Raw genomic sequence first — 23,509 nt, 5'->3', positions numbered from 1 at the left:
GCTGTTCCGGCCGCACCGTCCTCGGAATTTATGTGCATGGTCCCCCGCAGGCCGCGCGTCATGGATGCCGCGCAATTGACCTTGCGCAATTGCTAAGAAAGCTATTCCTCAAGCACCTGTCTTTCTATCCATTTTGCGCAAACTATGTCGTGCTCTCACCAAGTCAGACACCAACGGACCAGCAGGGCACGGGCTAACGACCCCCAGGCGATTGCGCGCGGCTGCGCGCCCGACGCCAGCAGCGGACCCGCGGGCAGACAGACGGCAGGAAACCGACTGCCCAAGGGCATCGACGCCGACCGTCCAGCCAATCTCCGCTGTGGCGCCGCCATCGTCCCGATCGGGCGGAAATCTGACGGCCGCAGCGTGCCTGCGGTGACCTTGTCAGTCCCGCGCGGATTTTCGCAGCCAGCGAACGCAGCGCTCGAATTTCGGGCAACGGGCTCTGCGGCGCCGCTGTGGCGGCGGTGAGCTTTTCATTGACGCGTACCGCCGGAGGAAGACGGCTCAGCCTTTCGACGGAACGGCCTCACTTTTTGCTTGCTTGCCCGCCGTGCCCACAGTGAGCGCCTTGCCAATCCACTCCAGCTGAGAGGAATAGCAGAACATCGAGAACAGCACGGCCACCAGAAGGACAACCTTCCACAGCCTGATATCCAGTTCGTCGAACTTGACGAAAAACACTACGGAGAACATGGCGCTGGCATAGATGAAATTGAGCCGCGCCAAGAACTGGACCACGTGGCCCGCGACGACGCTACGAGGCAAGGTCACTCGGCCGCGCAGCGACATCGCTGACCAGTAACCAACCTGGCCAACGATCGAGCAGAGACCGGCAATTCGATAGAGTGATGGGTCGAACTGTTGACCGGCCGACAGCAGCCGTCGGTAAAAAGGAATTCCATCCCACAGCACGATCGTGTCGGCAACGGACTGCAACAGTAGCCAGATCCAGAATTGCACTGGTTTGCCAAATTGCAGGGCTGCGGAGCGGAGACGGCCAGGCAAGTGCGCCATTTCAATTGCGGGTCAATTGTGGGAACGGAAACGGTCCGGCCAAACCGCATACACCGCCCCGAGGATTTGGCAGGTGGGTTCAACTCGGGCCGATTGCGATCTGACAATAGGAGCCTTTCCCCGGTTGCCGTCACCCGCGCTACCGCAGCATTCGTGAAGTTTTGCCATCAACTCGACTGCAACAATCTTCATTTCCGCCCGGGTGGGCTGGGTCAATCAGGAAGGTCTCTCGCGTCCGAAGGCGGATCGCCGGCTGAAACTTCACCGGTCGACCGCCTGGCCGCAAGGCAATGGCCGAGCTCGACCCGCCATCGCCAGTTCGCGGAACTGTGGCGCCGACCGTTGGTCGTCAGCGGTCAGTGCGGATCAGTTCAACCCGGCGATTGATGGCTCGGCCTTCCAAAGTGTCGTTGCCACCCTTGGGGTTGTTCTCACCCTGGCCGTCAGTTTCAAGCCGCGCCGCGGCGATGCCGCGCTTCACGAGTTCAGCCTTGATCGACGCCGCCCGCTCCTTGGACAGCTTCAAGTTGAACTTGGGATCACCAATTGAGTCCGTGTGACCTACGATGCGAAGGGTCCACAGCGGGTTGTTCTTGAGCGTGGTGGCCATGTCCTTGAGCAAGGGCGCGGTGTCCCGCTGAATGGTGGCTTTGCCAAAATCAAAATGGATGCCGTACAGATCGTAGGCCTTCATTGTGGCCAGTGCCTGTTCCATCGCAGGGCGCTGGGACGCGCCTACCGAGATATGCACGATCCGCTCCGTGCGCGGTTCCTTTTCGCCGCTGAACTGCACGCTGTACTGGATCAGGATCGGATTATTGCGGTTGTCGAGAAAGTAAAAGTCGCCCTGAGCGGATTTCTGCCCATTCTTGAACTGTCCGCGGGCGTGAACCGTTGGGACATCCACCTCGTTGTCATCAACCATGACCTTCATCGTCACATGCGGTTCCGCCAACGTGAACTGCCCTTGCATGGCGTGTAGCGCATCGTTGTAGATCAGACCGGCGTTGGCGTGACCGGACGAGCGCAGTTCGTCCAAAACCGCGCTCGAAGTACCAAGCGACGTCGTGTTCGGAATGACCAGTGGCATGTTCTTGCCGTAGCCCAGGACGATGCTCCGCGCCGTAGCCCTGTCGGAGATCATCAGGCGCCGTTTCGCAACCGTGCCGCGCGAACTCGAATAGTCGATATCTATTTTCGCTGAAGTCACGTCGGCGAACTTAATCCACGATTCGGCATCAGGTCCCTGGGCGTTGTCCCAGGCAGTGGTCATCACTGCGCCCGTGTGAGGCATGAAGGGTCCCAGGTCGTCCTGCGCCTGCGCGAGTGCATAAGAAGCAAGAAGAAACGTGCAGGCCACGCCTGCGCGCCGTAAGAGTTTTCCAGTCATTTCCCCGTCCAGTTTCCAGTTCAACTATAGATTGGCCAGCGAGGTTCACGTCTCGACCTTGCCCATACCGGCAGTCCACGGCAGTGGACTTGGCATCGCCCGCACACCCGTCAGGAACGGACCTTCGCGGCAGTAAACCCCCACGCCGCCTGCCGGCCACTCGCGCCAATTTGATCCGCCCGCAATTTGCGTATGAGCTACATCTCATATTAGCATCAGGCTATCCACTTTGCGCAAAGGATGAAGGGTTTGACAAAATGGCCGCCATTGCCCTCGTACAGGGACGTTGAGCTTGGCCCTGACGAGCTTACCAGTGCCGCCTCCGGTCTTCCCGTAAAGATCGACAGGCTTTCGTCCGGGTGGCTTCCGTCGCGAATTCGGCAGATCCAGTCGCCGGGTAGATGGGCGCTTGACCTTTCTGAATTCAATTGCGCCTTCCGCGCCATCGGCAGCTTCAATCCTGACTCCGTCGCCCTTGTCGCCGTCCAACGCGCGTGCGATTCGACGATCTGCGGCATTCCTCTCCAAGACGACATGATCGTGACGATTCCGGCCGGCACCACAGTCACGGCGACCGTCCATCCCGGTCTCATCTACGCTGCTGCCGTTGTTCCAGGAGCCATCTGGGCGGAAATCATCCAGACGGTTGCCGCGGGTACGATCGCCGAGCAGGCAACCGATAGTCCCAGCGCCGTTCGTCTCTCGCCAGGTCACGCTCAAGCGATTCGCAGTCATCTTGAGCCAATGGCAGGCGCGCTCGCAGCATCTGTCTGCAGTGAGGTTCAGCCAGAGCGGCCTCCGACGATGCTTCTCGAATATCTAGGTGCAATTGCTGACGCCGAGGCGATCGCGACGGGTCTTCTGCCTTGGACAACCCGCTCTGCAGGCCGACATCTCCGCCAAGCGCGGGCAGCCGAAGATTTCATTCGCGCTCACATCCGCGAAGAAATCCCGATCATTCGGCTTTGCAAGGAAATCGGGGTAAGCCGCAGACAGTTGGAATATGCGTTTCGTACCAAGTTCGGGATAAGTCCGCTCGAATTCATCAGGACACTGCGCCTGAATGAAGCCAGGCGGATGCTGATCACCGCGCGTGAGAATGGGTTGAGTGTGACGAAAGTCGCTATGGAGGTCGGCGTCACTCATCTTGGGCGTTTTGCCGCGAGCTATCGATCGCTTTTCGGTGAGTCCCCCCGGGAGACATATCTTGGTTCCCGAAAACGTTGACCAATGCCTGGCGTTGCGGAATTGCCATCGCCAGGGTCGAACCAGTCGGACGCATTTGCGCAATCCGGATAGAGGGCGCATTCGAGAATTAGTAGCATCTGAACAAGGGACAAGTTGCGGCAGCATACAGTGTACAGGCCTTACCGAGATCATTGGTGGCCCCGCCTGCTAGCCTAGGCGGCTGATCTCAAGGACATGCGGCGTCGGTTTTTTGGAAGGATGCACAATGACAAGGTTTGGCTTCAGGCTGCTCGGTGCTGGCATGGCCGTCGTCGCTATGATGTCCGGCGACCTTATTGACTCAGTTGCGCCGCTCGCCTCGTTCGTCGGCGAGGCGCAAGCGACCGTTGGCAATCCGCTCACGCCTGGCAGTGTCGCAGGTGTTGCGCGAAGGACCACACGCCGAACGATCCGTCGTTCAACAATCTACGTGACAAGGCTTCCAGCGGCGTGCGTGAAGACCTCGGTCAGCGGCGTTGTGCTGTGGCACTGCGGCGGCACGTATTATCAGGCCTACAACGGACGCTACGTCGTCGTCCACATACATTGAGCGGAACGTCCCGTCGGCTTTCCAATCGCAAGCGGGAACTTGCACCCGGCCTTCGCTCACGCTAGGCAAGGACGCCCTTTCACGCGAGCTTTGCCATGCGCCAGCGCCCCTCCCTCACACCGATCGTCGGTGCGCTTCCCACCACGGTGCCGTTTGTGGGCCCGGAGGCGCAGGAGCGTGAGCGCGGGCGGCCTTTTCGCGCCCGTATCGGCGCCAATGAGAGCAGTTTCGGGCCTTCGCCGCGCGTCATCGCCCGGATGGAGAGCGTCGCGCGCGACCAGTGGATGTATTGCGATCCCGACAATTACGAGCTGAAGGTGGCGGTCGCCGCGCATCACGGCGTCGCCGTCGAGAACGTGGTCGTCGGCGAAGGCATCGACGGCCTGCTCGGCCTGGTGGCGCGCATGTATGTGGCGCCTGGCGATGCCGTGGTGACCTCGCTTGGCGCCTATCCCACCTTCAATTTCCATATCGCCGGCGTCGGCGGCCGCCTCGTGACGATCCCCTATGCCAACGACAAGGAGGACCTGGAAGGGCTTCTTGCCAAGGTCGCGAGCGAAAAGGCGCCGCTGGTCTATCTCTCCAATCCCGACAATCCGATGGGAAGCTGGTGGGAAGCGCCGGACGTCGTCCGCTTCATCGAAGCGCTGCCGGAAACCACCATGCTGGTGCTCGACGAGGCCTATGGCGAGCTGGGACCGGCCTCGGCGCTGCCGGCGATCGACGTCGCAAGGCCGAACGTCATCCGCATGCGCACCTTCTCCAAGGCTTACGGCCTGGCCGGCATACGCTGCGGCTACGCCGTGGCGGAGGCGGAGGTGATCCGCGACTTCGAGAAGATCCGCAACCACTACGGCGTCAGCCGCATGGCGCAGATCGCCGGCCTCGAGGCGCTTGCCGACCAGGACTACCTGCGGTCGGTGGCCGCGCGCGTGGCCGCGGGCCGCGAGCGCATTTCAGCCATCGCGAGGCAGAACGATCTCAAGCCGCTGCCGTCGGCAACCAATTTCGTCACCATCGATTGCGGCCGCGACGGCGACTTCGCGCTGAAAGTGATGCAGGGCCTGTTGTCGCGCGACGTGTTCATCCGCAAGCCGATGGCGCCAAGGCTCGACCGCTGCATCAGGGTGAGCGTCGGGCTCGACCGTGAGCTCGACATCTTCGCTGAGGAACTGCCCGGCGCACTGGCGGCCGCGCGGGGTAATTAGGCTCGATCGCATCCGACAGCTTCAGCCTGTTGCCTTTAGCCGGTCCTGTGCCAGATTCTGGCATGACGCACGGAGCATGAGCGATGCGGAGCCAGCAACGGGTCGTTCGAGCTCGTATTTCCGGCAGGGTACAGGGTGTCGGCTATAGGATCTGGACACGCGGCGAGGCCGTGCGGCTCGGGTTGACTGGCTGGGTCCGCAACGAAAGCGATGGTTCGGTGTCGGCGCTGATCGCCGGCGCGGACAGCGCCGTTGCCGCGATGGTCGAACGTCTGTGGCAAGGGCCCCGGGGCGCGGCTGTCTCGAAAGTCGAGATAGTGGATACCGCCGCCGATGTGTCCGCCGACTTCAGGATCGTCGTCTAGATTCGGCAGGCACATCCCTGCCATTGGCCGCGCTGATCAATAATGCTTGAATTAATTGAACGTTCGTTTTATTAACTTCGTCTACACGAGGCGAACATGGCGCGCACCACAGGATCCGACGGGGAAAAGACTGAAGCCGCAGTCCGCGAGGCTGCGGTCAAGCTGATCGCGCGGCTGGGCTATGAGGCGATGTCGATGCGGCAGCTGGCGGCGGAGGTCGGCGTGCAGGCGGCGGCGCTCTATCGCTACTTTTCGACCAAGGAAGACCTGCTGTTCACCTTGATGCGCGAGCATATGGATGGTCTGCTCGCGGCCTGGGAGGCGGCGCGACCGGCGAGCGCCGATCCGGCAACCCGCCTTGCCGCCTATGTCGAGAACCACATCGCCTTCCATATCGAACGACGCCAGGCGACCCATGTCTCCAACATGGAGTTGCGCAGCCTCTCGCATGAAAGGCTGACGCGGATCCTCAAGATGCGCACGGCCTATGAGAAGGAACTGCGCGCCATCCTGCGCGACGGCGCTGATGCCGGTCTGTTTCAGATCGACGATTCCGGACTCACGGCCATGGCGCTGATCCAGATGATGACCGGCGTCATCGTCTGGTTCCGGCCGGGCGAACGGTTGTCGGTCGCTGAAGTCACGACTTCATATCTCTCGATGACAATGCGCCTGGTCGGCGCGACAACCAGCCATGGCACCGCGCGTTCCTACGGACGCGCCGAGGACGCCGTGGCGCTCTGATACGGACACGATCTTCGCGAAGACCGGGGCGTGCGCAGGGAGGAACGGCATGTACACGAATACGCTGAACTTCGGATTTGATCCCGACATCGAGGCGTTGCGAGACACCGTACGGCGCTTCGCTCAGGACAGGATCGCGCCGATCGCCGCGGAGATCGACCGTTCCAACGAGTTCCCCGCGCACCTATGGAGCGAACTCGGTGCGCTCGGCCTGCTCGGCATCACCGCCGACCCCGATTTCGGCGGAACGGGCATGAACTATCTCGCGCATGTCGTGGCCATGGAGGAGATCTCGCGCGCCTCGGCCTCGGTCGGCCTCTCCTACGGGGCGCATTCGAACCTCTGCGTGAACCAGATCAACCGCTGGGCGACCCCTGCTCAGAAGGAGAAATACCTCCCCGCCCTATGCTCGGGCTCAACGGTCGGCGCGCTGGCGATGTCGGAACCCGGCGCCGGCTCGGATGTCGTATCGCTACGCCTGCGCGCCGAAAAGCGTAACGACCGCTACGTGCTCAACGGCTCGAAGATGTGGATCACCAACGGCCCCGACGCGGGAACCATGGTGGTCTATGCCAAGACCGATCCTGAACGCCATTCGCGCGGCATCACCGCCTTCATCGTCGAAAAAACCATGGCCGGGTTTTCAGTCGCGCAGAAGCTCGACAAGCTCGGCATGCGCGGTTCCAACACCGGCGAACTCGTCTTCGAAGACGTCGAGGTGCCGTTCGAGAACGTGCTGCATGAGGAAGGTCGCGGCGTGGAGGTGCTGATGTCCGGGCTCGACTATGAGCGGACGGTGCTTTCGGGCGGACCAATCGGGCTGATGGCGGCCTGCCTCGACGTCGCCGTGCCATACGTGCATGAGCGCAAGCAGTTCGGCCAGCCGATCGGCACCTTCCAGCTGGTGCAAGGCAAGCTGGCCGATATGTACACGACGATGAACGCCGCGCGGGCTTACGTCTATGCGGTGGCCGCCGCCTGCGACCGGGGCGAGACCACGCGCAAGGACGCCGCCGGCTGCGTGCTGTTCGCGGCCGAGAAAGCGACGCAGATGGCTCTCGACGCCATCCAGCTGCTCGGCGGCAACGGCTATATCAACGACTACCCGACCGGCCGGCTGCTTCGCGACGCCAAGCTCTACGAGATCGGCGCCGGAACCAGCGAGATCCGCCGCTGGCTGATCGGCCGCGAGATCATGGCGGAGGGGGTCTAGTGCTCCCCTCCACCACTTCAGCCGAAGGCTTTCGGCAGGTCATCGGTTGGCTTGGCGACGATCTGATGCGCGTCGCGCCACAGAACCTCGCGCTGGCGCGGCGACGTGATCGGCCGCACCGGCAAGCCGCCTTCCTCGATCAGCCAGGCGCAATAGCGCGCGCGACTGATCGCTTCCCTGGCGTCCGGATGGAACCAGCAGATGCCCCAGATCGAATTCCGGCGCTTGAAATGCCGGCCAACCCGGCCCGGAATGGGCAGATGCAGGTTGAACCAGTCGAACTGATCGCCCAACTCGTCATGGATCCAGTCCGGGCATCCGTTCCGGTACAGGTACCAGGACGCATGGAAAAAGCCGGTCTCCACCCGGCTGTTCGGATGGATCAGCGGCGTTACAAACCGCAAATACATGATGACACCCACGGCGCCCGCGGGCGCCGTGTTCCTCCCGCTCAAATTCGGGACGTGGAAGGCCGCCCTTCGGCGGCGTCAGGCCATGGCCGAAGGGAGACATCTGGTGAAACGCATATTCATGCTTTCCATCGTCGCCTCCTGAGGGTGTCATACATACAAAAGATGCCACGCTTGGCACGCGGCATCCGGGGGCGGCCTGTTACACTGGTTCCGCTGCGGCATCAAGAGGTGTGAGGACAAATTGGCCACGCTGCAAACTCAGATCTCCCCCTCCTCCGACACTTTCCGCGCCAATGCCGAGCGCATGCGCGCGCTGGTCGCCGACATTTCCGAGAAGGCGGCGAGCGTCGAGCGCGGCGGCTCCGACGAGGCCCGCGAACGCCACGTCTCGCGCGGCAAGCTTTTGCCGCGCGAGCGCCTTGCGCAACTGCTCGATACCGGTTCGCCCTTCCTCGAGATCGGGCAGTTCGCGGCGTGGTCGATGTATGGCGAGGACATACCGGCCGCCGGCATCATCACCGGCGTCGGCCGCGTCGAGGGCACCGAGGTAATGGTCGTCGTCAACGACGCCACGGTGAAGGGCGGAACCTATTATCCGCTCACGGTGAAGAAGCATCTGAGGGCGCAGGAGATCGCGCTGCAGAACAATTTGCCCTGCGTCTACCTGGTCGACAGTGGCGGCGCCAACCTGCCCAACCAGGACGAGGTCTTTCCCGACCGCGAGCATTTCGGCCGCATCTTCTACAATCAGGCCAACATGTCGGCCGCCGGCATCCCGCAGATCGCCTGCGTCATGGGATCCTGCACGGCGGGCGGCGCCTATGTGCCCGCGATGTCGGACGAGACGATCATGGTACGCAACCAGGCGACCATTTTTCTCGGCGGCCCGCCGCTGGTGAAGGCCGCGACCGGCGAGGATGTCAGCGCCGAGGATCTCGGCGGCGCCGATGTGCACACCAGGCTGTCCGGCGTCGCCGACCACTACGCCATGGACGATGAGCATGCGCTGGCCATTTGCCGGCGGATCATCAAGAACCTCAATCGGAACAAGGCCGTAGGCCTGACTTTGCGGAAGCCGATTCAACCGCTTTACGATCAGAGCGAGCTCTACGGCGTCGTGCCGACGGACCTGCGCCAACCCTATGACGTGCGTGAGGTGATCGCCCGCCTCGTCGACGGTTCGGAGTTCGACGAGTTCAAGCAGAATTACGGCACCACGCTGACCACCGGCTTTGCCCATCTCCATGGCATGCCGGTCGGCATCATCGGCAACAATGGCGTGCTGTTCTCGGAAAGCGCGCTGAAGGGCGCGCATTTCATCGAGCTCTGCTGCCAGCGCGGCATTCCGCTGATCTTCCTGCAGAACATCACCGGCTTCATGGTCGGGCGAAAATATGAGGCCGGCGGCATCGCCAAGGACGGCGCCAAGCTGGTGATGGCGGTCGCCACCGCGAAGGTGCCGAAGCTCACCGTTATCATCGGCGGCTCCTTCGGCGCGGGCAATTACGGCATGTGCGGCCGCGCCTATTCGCCACGCTTCCTGTGGATGTGGCCGAACGCGCGCATTTCGGTCATGGGCGGCGAGCAGGCGGCGACGGTGCTCGCCATGGTCAAGCGCGAGGGCATCGAGCGCAAGGGCGGGGAATGGAGCGCCGAGGAGGAAGCGAAATTCAGGAAGCCTATCCTGATGAAATACGAGCATGAGGGCCATCCTCTCTATTCCTCGGCGAGGCTTTGGGACGACGGCATCATCGATCCGGCAAGGACGCGCGAGGTGCTGGCGCTCAGCCTTTCGGCGGCGCTCAACGCCGGGATCGAGGAGACGAAGTTCGGCGTGTTCAGGATGTGACGATGAGCGCTTTTGGCGACAGGATCCGCATCCACACCGGCGACATCACCAGGCTCGCGGTCGACGCCATCGTCAATGCCGCCAATTCGTCGCTGCTCGGCGGCGGCGGCGTCGACGGCGCCATCCACCGCGCGGCCGGGCTTGAGCTGGCTGCCGAATGCCGGACGCTCCACGGCTGCAAGACCGGCGACGCCAAGCTGACCAAGGGTTACCGCCTGCCGGCGCGCTATATCATCCATACGGTAGGGCCGGTCTGGCAAGGCGGCGGCAAGGGTGAAGCCGAATTGCTCGCTTCCTGCTACCGGCGCTCGCTCGAAATCGCCCATGCCCATGACTGCCGCACGGTCGCCTTCCCGGCAATCTCGACCGGCATCTACGGCTATCCGAAGGATGAAGCGACCGGAATCGCCGTCGGCACCGTAGCTGACATTTTGCGCCAAGACCCGCTGATCGAGACCGTTACTTTCTGCTGTTTCGACGAACAAGTGGCAGAACTATACCGGCGTGCCGTTGCTGTTCCTGAGGAAGGCTGAACTTATGGATCAACGGATTCCTTGGCGCAGGCAAGCGACGGTCTTATCCAGGCGGCTAGCACGGGCGAAAAATATTTGTTACTCCTCATCCTGCATTTCCAAATGGGGACGGGGTCAAAATGACATTGAAATACTCGCGGCAGGCGATTGCTTCGATACTTGCAGGATTGCTTATATTCGTAGCCCCAAGCGTCGCCTCGGCGGAATCGCTGGCCGGCAAGATCGGCGACAAGCGCTTCTCCCCCACTCTCTCGCTCGATCCGAAGGAAGCCTGCTACAAATCCTACCTTGCCTATATCGCGGCGAGCGGACATTCGGCCTACGCCACGACGTTCTATTCGCGCGTCGTGGATCTGCACATTTTCTGCAGCGTGAAGCTGAACGCCCCCTCGCAGAAAGCCGCAGAAGATATTGCTTTGCGCGCCTGTCAGAGCGGCTTCAAAAGGTGGAAGGTAAAAACCGCGAGCGGCGGCTGCGCGATCGCGGTTTCGAAGTAAATCGGCGCCTGCTGGACTGGCGCCACCCGCGGAAAAACGGGAGGGCACCATGTTCGGCAAGATCCTGATCGCCAATCGCGGCGAGATCGCCTGCCGCGTCATCCGCACCGCGCGCAAGCTCGGCGTGCGCACCGTTGCCGTCTATTCCGACGCCGACGCCAAGGCCCTGCATGTCGAGATGGCCGACGAGGCGGTGCATATCGGTCCCTCGCCCGTCGGCGAGAGCTATCTGCGCGGCGACAGGATCGTGGCGGCGGCGCTGGACACCGGCGCGGAGGCAATCCATCCCGGCTACGGCTTCCTGTCGGAAAACCCCGACTTCGTCGACCAGGTGACGGCGGCCGGACTTGTCTTCATCGGCCCGTCCGCCGCCTCGATCCGCGCCATGGGATTGAAGGACGCCGCCAAGCGGCTGATGGAAACGGCCGGCGTGCCGGTGGTGCCCGGCTATCACGGCGAGGCGCAGGAAATCGTGCTGCTTGCCTCCAAGGCGCGCGAGATCGGCTATCCGGTTCTGATCAAGGCGCGCGCCGGCGGTGGCGGCAAGGGCATGCGGCGCGTCGACCACCCCGATGATTTCTCGGAAGCGCTTTCCGGAGCGCGGCGCGAGGCCAAGGCCGCGTTCGGCGACGACCGCGTGCTGGTGGAAAAATATGTCGACAAGCCGCGCCATATCGAAGTCCAGGTGTTCGGCGACAATTTTGGCAATGTCGTGCATCTTTACGAACGCGACTGCTCGGCCCAGCGCCGCCACCAGAAGGTGATCGAGGAAGCCCCCGCCCCCGGCATGACACCGGCGCTGCGCAAGGCGATGACGGAAGCCGCGGTTAAGGCCGCCAAAGCCATCAGCTATTCGGGCGCAGGAACAATCGAATTCATCGTCGACGCCTCCCAGGGCCTGAAAGCCGACCGCTTCTGGTTCATGGAGATGAACACGAGGCTCCAGGTCGAACATCCCGTCACCGAGATGGTCACCGGCGTCGATCTTGTCGAATGGCAATTGCGCGTGGCTTCCGGCGAGCAACTGCCGAAAACGCAAGGCGAGATCGCGCTTGACGGCCATGCGTTCGAGGCGCGCCTCTATGCCGAGGACGCCACGAAGGGGTTCCTGCCGGCGACGGGCACACTGCATCATCTCAAATTCCCCGACGCAGCCCCGGAGGGTGCAGCGATGCGCATCGAGACCGGCGTGCGCGCCGGCGATGCGATCTCGCCCTTCTACGATCCAATGATCGCCAAGCTGGTTGTGCACGGCAAGGACAGGGCCAGCGCGCTCGGCGCGCTGCGCGAAGCGCTGGCGCGGACGGAAGTGGCGGGCTCGACCGTCAACACCGCGTTCCTCACGGCGCTCGCGGCCGATGCCGATTTCGCGGCGGGCGATGTCGATACCGGCCTGATCGGCAGGCATCGGGAGACGCTGACCGCCATTCCCGCGCCGAGCGACGAGACGATCGCCGCGGCGGCGCTGGCCGCAGCGGGCGCCGGCGCGCCAAGTGCGGCCGCCGATCCATGGTCGGCGCTTTCGGGCTATGCGCATTTCCATGCGCTCGCGCGCCGCATCAGGCTGCACTATCGCGAGGAGACCATACTGGCCAGGGTCTCAGCCCGGCCGGACGGCCGCTTCCAGGTGGCGCTGGAGGCGCCGCATGACGCGGTGAACACGCATGATCTGCGGACCATGCCGCATGCCGCCCGCTGGCCCGGCCACGTCACGGTCTTCGAAGGCGCGGCGGGCTATACGTTCACGGTTCCCGATCCGCTTGCCAAGGCCGACGAGGTGGGGGCCGCATCGGGAAGCCTGCGCGCGCCGATGCCGGGGCTGGTCAAGCTGGTGCGCGCCAAGCCGGGCGATGCCGTGATCAAGGGCCAGCCGCTCTTGATTCTCGAAGCGATGAAGATGGAGCACACGATCGCCGCCCCACATGATGGCGCGATCGCCGAGATCGCGGCCGAAGGGGCGCAGGTGAGCGACGGCACGGTGCTGGTGCGGTTCGCCGAGGACGGCCAGGGCTAAAGCGCGTCGCGTTGAACCGGATTGATGCGACGCGCTTTAGCTCTTTGTTTTTATGCATGTCGTTTTCCCAAAACCGAGGTCACTTTTGGGCGACATGCATTAAACGAAAATGGCCGGGACGAGCCCGGCCATTTCCTCGATTGCGTAACCGATTTACGGCTGGATCGGCGCGTATTTGCCGTCGTGCCACTGGTTGATGTCGTAGCTGGCGTTCTTCAGGTCGCCCTTCTCGTCGAAGATGACGTCGCCGACGACGGTGCTGATCGGCTTGCCGTCCTTGAGCGCTTCCGCAACCTTGGCCGGATCGTCCGTGCCGGCGCGCTTGACGCCTTCGGCGACAGCCTGGATCACGGCATAGGAGAAGAGCGTGAAGCCTTCAGGCGTGAAGCCGCCGGCCTTGATCTTGGCGACCGCGTCCTTCGCCTCGGGCTTGGCCTGAGGATCGGACGGGAACACGAACAGGGTGCCTTCACCAGCCGGGCCGGCGACCTGCCAGAATTCCGGAGAGGCGATCGAGTCCGGCATGATCAGCTGGAACTTGACGTTCTGTTCTGCCGCCTGACGCAGGATCAGGCCGGCCTCGGGGTGATAGCCGCCAAAATACACGACGTCGGCCTTGAGTTCCTTCAGCTTGGTGACGAGGGCCGAGTAGTCCTTCTCGCCGGCATTGATGCCTTCATAGTCGACCTCCTTGAGGCCGCCGGCATTCATGGTCGCCTTGACGGCGTCGGCAACGCCTTGGCCGTAAGCGCTCTTGTCGTGCAGGATGACGATGTTCTTGCCGGCATACTTCTTGGCGATCCACGGACCGATGAAGGCGCCCTGCGCGTCGTCACGCGTGTAGAGGCGCATGATCGTCGGCCAGCCGGCCTTGGCGGCGGCGTCGGTCAGCACCGGATTCGACGAGGCCGGGCTCATCATCAGCGTGCCGGCTTCGGCATAGACGGCCGACGCGGGAATGCTCGAGCCCGAGCAGGCATGGCCGTCGACGAACTTGACGCCATTGGCAACGATGCGGTTGGCCACGGAGACCGCCTGCTTCGGGTCGCACTGGTCGTCCTCGATGTCGAGCTTGATCTTAGAGCCGTTGATTCCGCCGGCCGCGTTGATGGCATCGGCGGCGGCCTGCGCGCCCTGTTTGAATTGGTCACCGATGGTGGCGAGTTGACCGGTCATCGGACCGACCACCGAAATGGTGATGTCGTCGGCGAAGGCAACCGTGGCGCTCATCGTCAGGCCAAATGCGGCCGCGCTCAAAATACCTAATTTTTTCATGACTATAAGTACTCCTCCACTTGCGCGCGGCGACCTGGCCGCGCTTGTTCCAGAGAGCCGGGACAATTTCACCCTTCGCTGGAACTGTCGAGAGGACAAGTCGGAGGGTTTTGGTTCATTCAGGCGGGGATTTCTTGGGCCACACGGCCGATTACCAAACGTAAAGCAAGAAGCCGCGCCGACCTTGTTTCGGTCGGTCGCGGCTTTTGCAGTCGAGCTCTCCAGAGGCCCCCGCGCCCGAAACCCGCTCGCTTCCCTGTATCTGGCGCGCGGCTCTGGCTTGTTGGCCTGCCGCGTTCTTGGTCTTGTCCAACGGCCGTCTTGTCGCGGCCTTGTCCCCTGAACCCTTCGGACCGATCCCTCAGGATCAGTGCATCGTCATCCATTCGCGCGCTTCGCGCAGCGCCTTGGCGATGTCGACCTTCGACATCGTGGCCGAGAGTTCCGAGCGCAGCTCCGCGGCGCGGACCGACCCTTTGATCGCGGCGATGTTGAACCATTTGTGGGCGGCAACGACGTCGGTCTCGCAATCGCGGCCCGTCGCATACATCATGCCCAGTTCGAAAAGAATGTCGGCCTGGGCGGTTGCCCCCATGGCGCCGAAGCCGTCTTCAAGCATTTCAAAACGTGCCATTTCAAATCCCCTGTCTGGCTCCCGAGAGCTGCCTCCTTTTCCCTTGGGCGGGCCGCTCTTTCGATGCTTCCGAGGATGACGGCTGGCCTTGAATCCGTCGTTAAATGGCTTGCTTAATTTGAGGAAAACAAAGCTAAAACAAGAGGTAAACGCGAAAAACCGTTAAGCATGGGAATCCAGCATTTGCGCGGTTTTGCGTAAAATTCGATGAGAATTGCCTGGAGCGGAATCAAGACTTCGCTAACCACGGAAACCGAAGCGCTTTTCGTGTTTCGTTTATTCCGGGCAATCGCGAGCGCTAAAATCCTTGCAACCTTCCGTGGCGGCACCGCTTTTTTTTCGGTGGGAGCTGGATTAGCTTTACCTTTGCGTAAAGGGCGAGTGGCGGACCGGAGCCCGCAGCAACCCGACTGGGAGGAGGACAAGATGTTTCGAGTGACGAGTCTGGCCCTGGCGGCCACCATGATCATGGCGGGCGCCGCGTGGGCCGACCCGATCGAGGGCGATTGGAAGACGCAGGCCGGCTCGACGGCGGCGATCGCCGGCAGCGGTTCGTTCTCGATCACGCTGAAGTCCGGCAAGTATGCAGGCAAGACCATCGGCTCCTTCAAGGCGGCCGGCGACAACAAATACACTGGCACCATAACCGACCCGGAAACCGACAAGACCTATTCCGGCAAAGCGACGATTTCCGGCACCTCGCTCAAGATGAGCGGCTGCGTGTTCGGCGGCCTGATCTGCAAGAGCCAGACCTGGCATAAGCTCTGATCTCCCAGACGATCAAATGAAAAACGGGGCCCGCGCGGCCCCGTCTTCGTTTGGAGCCTCAGCGCTCCGCAGCCCGGCCCTTGTCGCCTGTTCAAGACCTCGTCAATCATTTTGAACCGCGGATGAATACCGGTCTCAGGACCGGTTCAGAGGCATTCCGGCATTTTCTCCCGCATTGAAGGAGAAAGAAATGCTTGCCCGCCGCTTCACCATCGTCTGCCTGCTGATGAGCCTGTTCGGCATGCTCTTCGCCATCCTGGTGGCGGAGGCCGGCCATCCCACCCGCTCGTGGGAGCGGCCGGTGGCCACGTTTCCGGCTTCGTGAACCAATTCAGGCGCCGAAACGACAAACTTGAGAATCGAACAGACTTACAACGGGGCACCACAATGAGCCGCATCGCCGATAACGCAACGAAGATCGTTAGACTGCTGCCGCGGGCGATGCTCATCCTGACGCTCCTCGCCGTCCCGGTGCTGGCCATGCCGATGATGCGCGCCGATACGGGCCACAGGATCGAGGCGCCGCCGCAAAGGAACACCAGCGTCGGCTTCGTGCTGCTGATCAGCCTGCAGCGCGGATAACACGGCGCCGGAAAAACGACGGCGCGCGCTCGCTTCGAGCCTGCCTCCCCCTCCCAAGCGCTCTCCTGAGTCTCTATATTGAGCCATGGAAAAGCGAATCTATCCCCAAGCCATCGAATCGGTCGTCATGCCGGAGCCCTTCGGCGCGCAGAGCTTCCATGACGCCAAGAAGGCCGTAGCGGCGCTGCAGGCGCTCTACGACCGCAACACCAAATTCCTGCGCGATTCCTTCGCGGCACTTGCCGCCGGCGCCGACGAGAGCAAGCGCTACCGAGCGTTTTATCCGCAGATCGGCGTCACCACGACCTCGTTCAGCCAGGTCGACTCGCGCCAGGCCTATGGCCATATGCCGACGCCCGGACATTTCGCCACCACCGTCACCCAGCCGCAACTGTTCGAGAGCTATCTGATCGAGCAGCTTCGCCTCATCATGCGCAACCACGGCGTGACGGTGACGGTATCGGAATCGACGACCCCGATCCCGCTGCATTTCGCCTTCCTTGAAGGCACCTATGTCGACGGATCGGCCGCGGAGCGTATCAGGCGGCCGATCCGCGACCTGTTCGATGTGCCGGACCTCGACGGCACCGACGACCAGATCGCGAACGGCACTTTCGAGGTGGCGCTGGGCGAGCCAAGGCCGCTGGCACCGTTTACCGCGCAGCGCATCGACTATTCGCTGCACCGTATGACGCATTACACGGCGACCAGCCCGCAGCATTTCCAGAATTTCGTGCTGTTCACCAACTATCAGTTCTACATCGACGAGTTCGTGGCGCGGGCCCGCGACCTGATGGACAAGGGCGGTGGCGGCTACAGCGAATTCGTCGAGCCCGGCAATGTCGTCACCAAAGCCGGGGCAAACGCGCCGAGCGAAGGCACGCCGCCGCAGCGCTTGCCGCAAATGCCGGCCTATCACCTGAAGAAGCCCGGCCATGGCGGCATCACCATGGTCAATATCGGCGTCGGCCCTTCCAACGCCAAGACCATTACCGACCATATCGCTGTGCTCCGGCCGCATGCCTGGGTGATGCTCGGCCATTGCGCGGGCCTGCGTAACACCCAGGCGCTTGGCGACTATGTTCTGGCGCATGCCTATGTGCGCGAAGACCATGTGCTGGACGACGATCTGCCGGTCTGGGTCCCGATCCCGCCGCTGGCCGAAATTCAGGTGGCGCTGCAGGAGGCGGTCGCCGAAGTCACCGGCCTTTCCGGCTACGACCTCAAGCGCATCATGCGCACCGGCACCGTCGCCACGATCGACAACCGCAACTGGGAACTGCGAGACCAGCGCGGACCGGTGCAGCGCCTGTCGCAGTCGCGCGCCATCGCGCTCGATATGGAATCGGCCACCATCGCCGCCAATGGCTTCCGTTTCCGCGTACCCTACGGAACGCTGCTGTGCGTCTCCGACAAGCCGCTGCATGGCGAACTGAAGCTGCCGGGCATGGCGACCGAGTTCTACAAGCGGCAAGTCGCGCAGCATCTCACCATTGGCATCAGGGCGATGGAGAAGCTGGCCGAGATGCCGATGGAGCGGCTGCATTCGCGCAAGCTCAGGAGCTTTTCCGAGACTGCGTTCCAGTAGGCGCGTGCCGGCCAGCCATTGACGAGGCAATCGGTCGTCTTGCTTGGGCCGCAATTCGGCCGATAAGCGGTCCGCATGAAAGCCTGGAGCAGTCGGAATAAATGACAACGGGCGGTGCGCGCTTGAGCATGATGGCTCAGCTGACATTCCTGGCGATGACGGCATGCTCGGTCGCGCTGCTGGCCGGGTTCTTCGGCGCGCTAAACCCGGCCTTCGATTCCTTCTCGCATTTCCGCATGCATCTGAGCCTGCTGACGGCCTTGCTCGCGCTGGCACTGCTTGCCGGTTCCTACCGGGCGCAGGCGGTCGCGGCACTGGTCTTCGCCATCGCCTGCTTCGCCACGACGACAAGCGCGCTGCCCAGATTGTCTGAGCAGCAGGCGGTCGCAAAGCCAACCGACCGGATTGTCTACAGCCTGCTGCAGATGAACCTGCGCTTCAACAACCCGACGCCGAAGAAGGTGCTGTCGCTGATCGGCCGCACCAATCCGGACGTGATCACACTCGATGAAGTGTCCGGCATGTGGGCGAAAGAGCTCGGCTATATTGCGAGCGCCTACCCCTACCGCATCCTTTGCGACTATCCCAACGGCATATTCGGCGTGGCGCTGCTCTCGCGCCGTCCTTTCGCGGCCGGCACCGCGCCGCGTTGCGAGCCGCGCGGGGCGATGGCGACCGCCACGCTAGACTTCAACGGTGTTCCTGTCGACGTCGCCGCGATCCATCTGAGCTGGCCGTGGCCGAAGGAGCAGTACTGGCAGATCGGCGAACTGGCGGAGCCGCTGGCCGCCCTCGGCGAAACCGCGATCATGGCAGGTGACTGCAACGCGGTGCCATGGAGCGCGGCGGTGCAGCGGGTGGCTCGGCTCAGCGGCATGACGTTGATGCCGTCGGCCGGCCCGACCTGGATTCACCGGACCTTGCCCGACGTCCTGCGCCGCTATGCGGGCCTGCCGATCGACCAGGTGTTCAGCAAGGGCGGGGTGACGATCCTGTCGTCCACCCGCCTGGAGGATACCGGCTCCGACCATCTGCCGGTGCTGGTCGAATTCACGCTGCCGCCTGACAGCAACGCGCCCCAGCACGAGCATCAGTCGGCGCTGGCGGCGAACGAGGCGCTCGGCATGCGGCGCGGATAGGCACCCCAACGCACGCAGTGTCGGCCACCGCGCTCCGGCGAAATAGCCGCGTCCCGGCTTAGTTCTTGATCAGCGCATGGACCAGCCGATCGACATGCCCGCCGTCGCGGTGCTCGCGCGCGTCGAAGGCGTTCTGTCTCGCCTCATATTTCGCGTAGACGTCGTCGATCCGGCGCCTGGCCTCGCGACGGGTGGCGGTGCAGAACCAGTTGTCGGCCATTTCAAGGCCGGCAATGGACTTATCGGTGGCGCGCATCATGGCCTTGGCGATGCGTCCGTGGTGGTGCTCGTGGGCGTGGACGCCGGCGAGGAAGCGCCGCCAGCGCCGCTCGAGCTTAGGTGTCGGCGGCGAAACAAGGCGAGGAAAAGTGTATTTGAGTTCCATCGTCCCGTCGGCGCCCCGCAATCGACAGACGCCGTCGACGCGGTCAACGTCCAGGTCCCAATTCACGACGTAGCTGGTGTCGGCTATGGCGCGGGTCATGAAGCCGTGCTTGGGACCTTGGCGGTTCATCGCTTCGACCAGTTCCGCGCCGGTCCTGCCGGAGACGTCATAGGTGCGCGCATGAACGGTCACCCTGATATCGGCGGAAGCGGCCCCGCACGAAAGCACGCAGGCAGCTGCTATTGTTGCCAGGCCGATCCGCCGCATGTCCGTCTCCTTGCGCGGCGAAGAGACCATACTCGGCGCGCGGCTTCAACGGGCTTGGCGGTTCCCAAGCTAGCGGTCGAAATGACCCGGCCGCTCACATGCCCTGATAAACCGGGCCTTCGCCGCCTTGTGGCGGCACCCAATTGATGTTCTGGTTCGGATCCTTGATGTCGCAGGTCTTGCAGTGGACGCAGTTCTGCGCGTTGATGACGAAGCGGACGTCCTTGGCCGAGGGATCGGCGGCGGCGTTGCCGTCCTTATCCACCCATTCATAGACGCCCGCCGGGCAGTAGCGGGTCGAGGGGCCGGCGAAGACGTCGTGCTCGGACCGCTGCTGCAGGGCCATGTCGCCGACGATCAGGTGCACCGGCTCGTTTTCCTCATGGTTGGTGTTCGACAGGAACACCGAGGAGAGCCGGTCGAAGGTCAGGACGCCATCCGGCTTCGGATAGGCGATCTTGTGATGCTTGGCCGCCGGCTCGAGCGCCGCATAGTCGGCCTTGCCGTGCTTCAGCGTGCCGAAGGGCGAGAAGCCGAACAGCGAGTTCAGCCACATATCCAGCCCGCCGATGCCGACGCCGACGATGGTGCCGAAGCGTGACCAAAGCGGCTTGACGTTGCGCACCTTCTTGAGGTCCTTGCCGATGTCGCTGCCGCGCCAGGCCTCCTCATAGGCGGCAAGCTCGTCATTGGCGCGACCGCCGGCGATCGCCTCGGCCACATGCTCGGCCGCCAGCATGCCGGAAAGAACCGCATTGTGCGAACCCTTGATGCGCGGCACGTTGACGAAGCCGGCAGCGCAACCCATCAGCACTCCGCCCGGGAACGACAGCTTCGGCACGGACTGCCAGCCGCCCTCGGTAATGGCGCGCGCGCCATAGCCGATACGCTTGGCCCCTTCGAAGGTGCCGGCGATGGCCGGATGCGTCTTGAAGCGCTGGAACTCCTCGAAGGGCGATAGATAGGGGTTCTTGTAGTTCAGGTGGACGACGAAGCCGACCGCCACCTGGTTATCCTCGAGATGGTAGAGGAAGGAGCCGCCGCCGGTCTTCATGTCGAGCGGCCAGCCGAAGGAATGCTGAACGAGACCCGGCTTGTGGTTCTCGGGCTTGACCTGCCACAGCTCCTTGAGACCAATGCCGAACTTGCCAGGCTCGCGGCCGTCGGAAAGCCGGTATTTGGCGATGAGTTGTTTGGCCAGGGAGCCACGCGCACCCTCGCCGATCAGCACATATTTGCCCATCAGCGCCATGCCGGGCGCGTAGGCCGGGCCATGCGTGCCGTCCTTCTCGACGCCCATGTCGCCGGTGATGACGCCGGTGACGGAGCCGGCATCGTTGTAGACGAGGCTTGCCGCGGCGAAGCCCGGATAGATCTCGACGCCGAGCGCCTCGGCCTTGGTAGCCAGCCAGCGGCAGACATTGCCGAGCGAGACGATGTAGTTGCCGTGATTGTTCATCAGCGGCGGCATCAGGAAGTTCGGCAGGCGGAACGAGCCGGCGGGGCCAAGCACCAGGAAATGGTCCGCCGTCACCGGCGTCTTGAACGGATGATCGCTCTCCTCGCGCCAGCCGGGCAACAGGCGGTCGATGCCGATCGGGTCCACGACAGCGCCGGACAGGATATGGGCACCCACCTCGCCGCCCTTCTCCAGCACAACGACGGAGAGGTCCGGATTGATCTGCTTCAGACGGATCGCGGCGGCAAGGCCGGCGGGACCGGCGCCGACGATCACCACGTCGAATTCCATGCTTTCGCGTTCGATTTCGCTCATCGACCCCTCTATGGCTTGCCGCATTCTCGCATTGTGCTGGCTCACGCGCTGCATAGCGCATCAATTCGCGACGCGAAACCGGCGCTGACGTGACAACGCCGATTTCGACAAAAAGTCGCGGTTTTCCCTACGAAAAGGCCGCGTCTGAGGCCATGGCCAAGCATAGGCCAGCGCCAATTGGTTGGCAGGCCAGGCGGTGCGGGCATGTTTTTAATTGTTCGACGGCTTGGTTATCGGCAATACTTCACGCCATGCGCAGTCCAGAGCCAGCCGGCTTTTTATCGAAGCGCTTACTCTTCACGCCAGGCGCGGTCTGGCGCGCGGTTCTTCCGCTCCTCTTTCTGGCCGCGCCGGCGCAGGCGGATCCGGTGAAGGTGTGGGCGACGGGCGCCTATTCCTTCTCCGATGAGCTTGGCGGCTTCCGCATCACCGGCGCTTCCGGCATCGGCACCAGGGAAGACCCGCTGATCATCAAGGAGGAGTTGAACTCGGCGACCCCGGTGACGCTGACGATCCGCGCGACCAAGCCTATCGAACCGTTCGGCAAGGCCGGCGAAGTTGCCAACGGCGTGATGTATATGCGCATCGACGTGCTCAACAACAGCGCGCTACCCTGGGTGGAATTCCAGTTCGAGTTGCAGGAGATCCTCGACCAGCCGAGCGTGTTCGGAGACGGCCTGTCCTTCGACCAGCGCAACAAGACGCCCGACAACATCTGGTCGAGCAACTTCGTCGATTTCGATCGCCAGTTCGAACCCTATGACCGGCTGTTGTTCAGGAACGGCACGGTGGACCCGTTGAAGACGGCGACCTTCGATTTCCTGATCACCGACTACACGCCGCGCTGGACGTTCTACATCGTGCAGGATCCGCGGATCCCGACAGGATGATCTGATCGCGGTTGCAAATCGGCGCCGCGCGGACGATGGTGTCGCCATGACTGCCGCCTCCCCCAGCACACCCGCCGAGATCGCCGAACTGCTCGCATTCTATGCCAGCGCCGGCGTCGACGACGCGCTTGAGGACGCGCCGATCAACCGGTTTGCCGAAGCGGCGGCAAGGTCGGCTGGACGCGGACCGGCTGAACGCCCCGCCGAGCGCGCGCCGGCCGGCCCCCGCCTCGAGACCAGGTCCGAGACTCGGCCGGCACCCGAGCAGGCCGCGGCGCGAGCCCAGGCGCCCGACCGGCCCGCGCCTTCATCCGGCCTCGACGCGCGCAATATTCCGGACGCGCCGGCGCGGATGCCGGCTGCCGCCGCTGTCCCCGACGAGGCACAGGCGGCCGCGGCACGGCAGCTCGCCGCAAGTGCTTCGACGCTCGAAGAGCTGCGCCAGCACATGGCCGCCTTCGATGGCTGCAATCTCAAATTCACCGCCAAGAACCTGGTCTTCGCCGACGGCAACCCGAACGCCGAGCTGATGCTGGTCGGCGAGGCGCCTGGCCGGGACGAGGACCTCGAAGGCCTGCCCTTCGTCGGCCGCTCCGGCCGGCTGCTCGACCGCATGCTTGCCGCGATCGGCCTCGATCGCAACTCGGCCTATATCGCCAACGTCATTCCGTGGCGGCCGCCCGGCAACCGCACGCCGACGCCGCACGAGACCGAAATCTGCCGGCCCTTCATCGAAAGGCAGATCGAGCTGGTCAATCCCAAAGTGCTGGTCAATCTCGGCGGACCGTCGGCCAAGACACTGCTCAACACGACCGAAGGCATCCTGCGCCTGCGCGGCAACTGGCGTGTGCATACGACCGCTTCCGGCATCGCTATTCCGGCGATGCCCACGTTGCACCCGGCGTATCTGCTCAGGACCCCCGCGCATAAAAAGCTGGCGTGGCGGGATTTTCTCGAGGTGAAGGCGAAGCTGAAGGCGTCGGGGTAAGCGCACTTTTCCCTTCTCCCCTTGTGGGAGAAGGTGGATCGGCGTGCAGCGCCGAGACGGATTAGGGTGTTCCAGCGCAGCGAGACGTCGGCGTTCCCTGGAGCACCCCTCATCCGCCGCCTTCGGCGACACCTTCTCCCACAAGGTGAGAAGGAGGAGCCATAACCTCCCAGGTAATTGAACTGCTCCCCTGGCCGCC

The 23,509-nt window shown here is 63.2% G+C and carries 24 protein-coding genes; 17 read left to right on the top strand and 7 right to left on the bottom strand.

Features of this window, described 5'->3' with window-relative positions; translation table 11 throughout:
* Positions 1-507: 507 nt before the first annotated feature.
* Together ACR64R_RS02925 and ACR64R_RS02920 are read right to left on the bottom strand one after the other, a co-directional pair.
* Positions 508-963 carry a hypothetical protein gene (locus tag ACR64R_RS02925; RefSeq protein WP_487360197.1) on the bottom strand — a complete coding sequence of 152 codons (456 nt, stop codon included), beginning with the start codon at positions 961-963 and terminating at the stop codon, positions 508-510.
* A gap of 403 nt (positions 964-1,366) precedes the next feature.
* Positions 1,367-2,407 carry an OmpA family protein gene (locus ACR64R_RS02920; protein ID WP_487360196.1) on the bottom strand — a complete coding sequence of 347 codons (1,041 nt, stop codon included), beginning with the start codon at positions 2,405-2,407 and terminating at the stop codon, positions 1,367-1,369.
* Positions 2,408-2,656: 249 nt separating this feature from the next.
* On the opposite strand from ACR64R_RS02920, the gene ACR64R_RS02915 reads away from it, so the two are divergent.
* The 6 genes from ACR64R_RS02915 to ACR64R_RS02890 all read left to right on the top strand — a co-directional run bounded on the left by ACR64R_RS02915 (position 2,657) and on the right by ACR64R_RS02890 (position 7,714).
* Positions 2,657-3,634, top strand: coding sequence for an AraC family transcriptional regulator (locus tag ACR64R_RS02915; RefSeq protein ID WP_487360195.1), 978 nt, complete (start codon positions 2,657-2,659; stop codon positions 3,632-3,634).
* A 262-nt stretch (positions 3,635-3,896) separates the two neighbouring features.
* On the top strand, positions 3,897-4,184 hold the full coding sequence (locus ACR64R_RS02910; RefSeq protein WP_487362363.1) for a hypothetical protein: 288 nt from the start codon (positions 3,897-3,899) through the stop codon (positions 4,182-4,184).
* Between the two features lie 95 nt (positions 4,185-4,279).
* Complete coding sequence (locus ACR64R_RS02905; RefSeq protein WP_487360194.1) at positions 4,280-5,392, top strand: pyridoxal phosphate-dependent aminotransferase; 1,113 nt, start codon at positions 4,280-4,282, stop codon at positions 5,390-5,392.
* Between the two features lie 83 nt (positions 5,393-5,475).
* On the top strand, positions 5,476-5,757 hold the full coding sequence (locus ACR64R_RS02900; protein ID WP_487360193.1) for an acylphosphatase: 282 nt from the start codon (positions 5,476-5,478) through the stop codon (positions 5,755-5,757).
* Between the two features lie 96 nt (positions 5,758-5,853).
* On the top strand, positions 5,854-6,501 hold the full coding sequence (locus tag ACR64R_RS02895; RefSeq protein ID WP_487360192.1) for a TetR/AcrR family transcriptional regulator: 648 nt from the start codon (positions 5,854-5,856) through the stop codon (positions 6,499-6,501).
* Positions 6,502-6,550: 49 nt separating this feature from the next.
* The gene (locus ACR64R_RS02890; protein ID WP_487360191.1) at positions 6,551-7,714 is read left to right on the top strand and encodes an isovaleryl-CoA dehydrogenase; all 1,164 of its coding nucleotides are present in this window, start codon (positions 6,551-6,553) and stop codon (positions 7,712-7,714) included.
* Between the two features lie 17 nt (positions 7,715-7,731).
* On the opposite strand, the gene ACR64R_RS02885 is transcribed toward ACR64R_RS02890, so the two are convergent.
* Positions 7,732-8,124 carry a hypothetical protein gene (locus ACR64R_RS02885; protein WP_487360190.1) on the bottom strand — a complete coding sequence of 131 codons (393 nt, stop codon included), beginning with the start codon at positions 8,122-8,124 and terminating at the stop codon, positions 7,732-7,734.
* A gap of 244 nt (positions 8,125-8,368) precedes the next feature.
* Between ACR64R_RS02885 and ACR64R_RS02880 the strand changes: the two genes are divergently transcribed.
* The 4 genes from ACR64R_RS02880 to ACR64R_RS02865 all read left to right on the top strand — a co-directional run bounded on the left by ACR64R_RS02880 (position 8,369) and on the right by ACR64R_RS02865 (position 13,020).
* Positions 8,369-9,976: a carboxyl transferase domain-containing protein gene (locus ACR64R_RS02880; protein ID WP_487360189.1), complete on the top strand. Its 1,608-nt coding sequence runs from the start codon at positions 8,369-8,371 to the stop codon at positions 9,974-9,976.
* Between the two features lie 2 nt (positions 9,977-9,978).
* A complete protein-coding gene (locus ACR64R_RS02875; protein WP_487360188.1) occupies positions 9,979-10,509 on the top strand; it encodes an O-acetyl-ADP-ribose deacetylase in 531 nt (176 codons plus the stop codon).
* Positions 10,510-10,628: 119 nt separating this feature from the next.
* Positions 10,629-11,006, top strand: coding sequence for a hypothetical protein (locus ACR64R_RS02870; RefSeq protein WP_487360187.1), 378 nt, complete (start codon positions 10,629-10,631; stop codon positions 11,004-11,006).
* A gap of 49 nt (positions 11,007-11,055) precedes the next feature.
* Positions 11,056-13,020: an ATP-binding protein gene (locus ACR64R_RS02865; protein WP_487360186.1), complete on the top strand. Its 1,965-nt coding sequence runs from the start codon at positions 11,056-11,058 to the stop codon at positions 13,018-13,020.
* A gap of 153 nt (positions 13,021-13,173) precedes the next feature.
* On the opposite strand, the gene ACR64R_RS02860 is transcribed toward ACR64R_RS02865, so the two are convergent.
* Together ACR64R_RS02860 and ACR64R_RS02855 are read right to left on the bottom strand one after the other, a co-directional pair.
* Complete coding sequence (locus tag ACR64R_RS02860) at positions 13,174-14,295, bottom strand: ABC transporter substrate-binding protein (protein WP_487360185.1); 1,122 nt, start codon at positions 14,293-14,295, stop codon at positions 13,174-13,176.
* 367 nt (positions 14,296-14,662) lie between these two features.
* Positions 14,663-14,929 (bottom strand): sel1 repeat family protein, encoded by a 267-nt coding sequence (locus ACR64R_RS02855; protein WP_487360184.1) that lies wholly within the window; start codon positions 14,927-14,929, stop codon positions 14,663-14,665.
* Between the two features lie 426 nt (positions 14,930-15,355).
* Between ACR64R_RS02855 and ACR64R_RS02850 the strand changes: the two genes are divergently transcribed.
* The 5 genes from ACR64R_RS02850 to ACR64R_RS02830 all read left to right on the top strand — a co-directional run bounded on the left by ACR64R_RS02850 (position 15,356) and on the right by ACR64R_RS02830 (position 19,006).
* Entirely contained in the window at positions 15,356-15,697 is a 342-nt protein-coding gene (locus tag ACR64R_RS02850) for a DUF2147 domain-containing protein (protein WP_487362362.1), read from the top strand.
* Between the two features lie 190 nt (positions 15,698-15,887).
* Positions 15,888-16,022, top strand: a complete 135-nt coding sequence (locus tag ACR64R_RS02845) for a hypothetical protein (RefSeq protein ID WP_487360183.1) — start codon at positions 15,888-15,890, stop codon at positions 16,020-16,022.
* Between the two features lie 62 nt (positions 16,023-16,084).
* A complete protein-coding gene (locus tag ACR64R_RS02840; RefSeq protein WP_487360182.1) occupies positions 16,085-16,279 on the top strand; it encodes a hypothetical protein in 195 nt (64 codons plus the stop codon).
* A 127-nt stretch (positions 16,280-16,406) separates the two neighbouring features.
* Entirely contained in the window at positions 16,407-17,867 is a 1,461-nt protein-coding gene (locus ACR64R_RS02835) for an AMP nucleosidase (protein WP_487362361.1), read from the top strand.
* Between the two features lie 128 nt (positions 17,868-17,995).
* Positions 17,996-19,006, top strand: coding sequence for an endonuclease/exonuclease/phosphatase family protein (locus ACR64R_RS02830; protein ID WP_487362360.1), 1,011 nt, complete (start codon positions 17,996-17,998; stop codon positions 19,004-19,006).
* Positions 19,007-19,064: 58 nt separating this feature from the next.
* On the opposite strand, the gene ACR64R_RS02825 is transcribed toward ACR64R_RS02830, so the two are convergent.
* Together ACR64R_RS02825 and ACR64R_RS02820 are read right to left on the bottom strand one after the other, a co-directional pair.
* Positions 19,065-19,658, bottom strand: a complete 594-nt coding sequence (locus ACR64R_RS02825; protein ID WP_487360181.1) for a DUF922 domain-containing protein — start codon at positions 19,656-19,658, stop codon at positions 19,065-19,067.
* A 94-nt stretch (positions 19,659-19,752) separates the two neighbouring features.
* The gene (locus ACR64R_RS02820; RefSeq protein ID WP_487360180.1) at positions 19,753-21,432 is read right to left on the bottom strand and encodes an electron transfer flavoprotein-ubiquinone oxidoreductase; all 1,680 of its coding nucleotides are present in this window, start codon (positions 21,430-21,432) and stop codon (positions 19,753-19,755) included.
* Between the two features lie 251 nt (positions 21,433-21,683).
* Here ACR64R_RS02820 and ACR64R_RS02815 point away from each other — a divergent pair, with 251 nt between their 5' ends.
* Both ACR64R_RS02815 and ACR64R_RS02810 read left to right on the top strand, forming a co-directional pair.
* Positions 21,684-22,322 carry a hypothetical protein gene (locus ACR64R_RS02815; RefSeq protein ID WP_487360179.1) on the top strand — a complete coding sequence of 213 codons (639 nt, stop codon included), beginning with the start codon at positions 21,684-21,686 and terminating at the stop codon, positions 22,320-22,322.
* Positions 22,323-22,368: 46 nt separating this feature from the next.
* A complete protein-coding gene (locus tag ACR64R_RS02810) occupies positions 22,369-23,310 on the top strand; it encodes a uracil-DNA glycosylase (protein ID WP_487360178.1) in 942 nt (313 codons plus the stop codon).
* Positions 23,311-23,509 lie beyond the last annotated feature (199 nt).

The sequence above is a fragment of the Mesorhizobium sp. MC2-1-1 genome (genome assembly GCF_057597255.1).
Note: the sequence above shows the minus strand (reverse complement) of the source record. Positions and strands in the feature narration are given on the sequence as shown.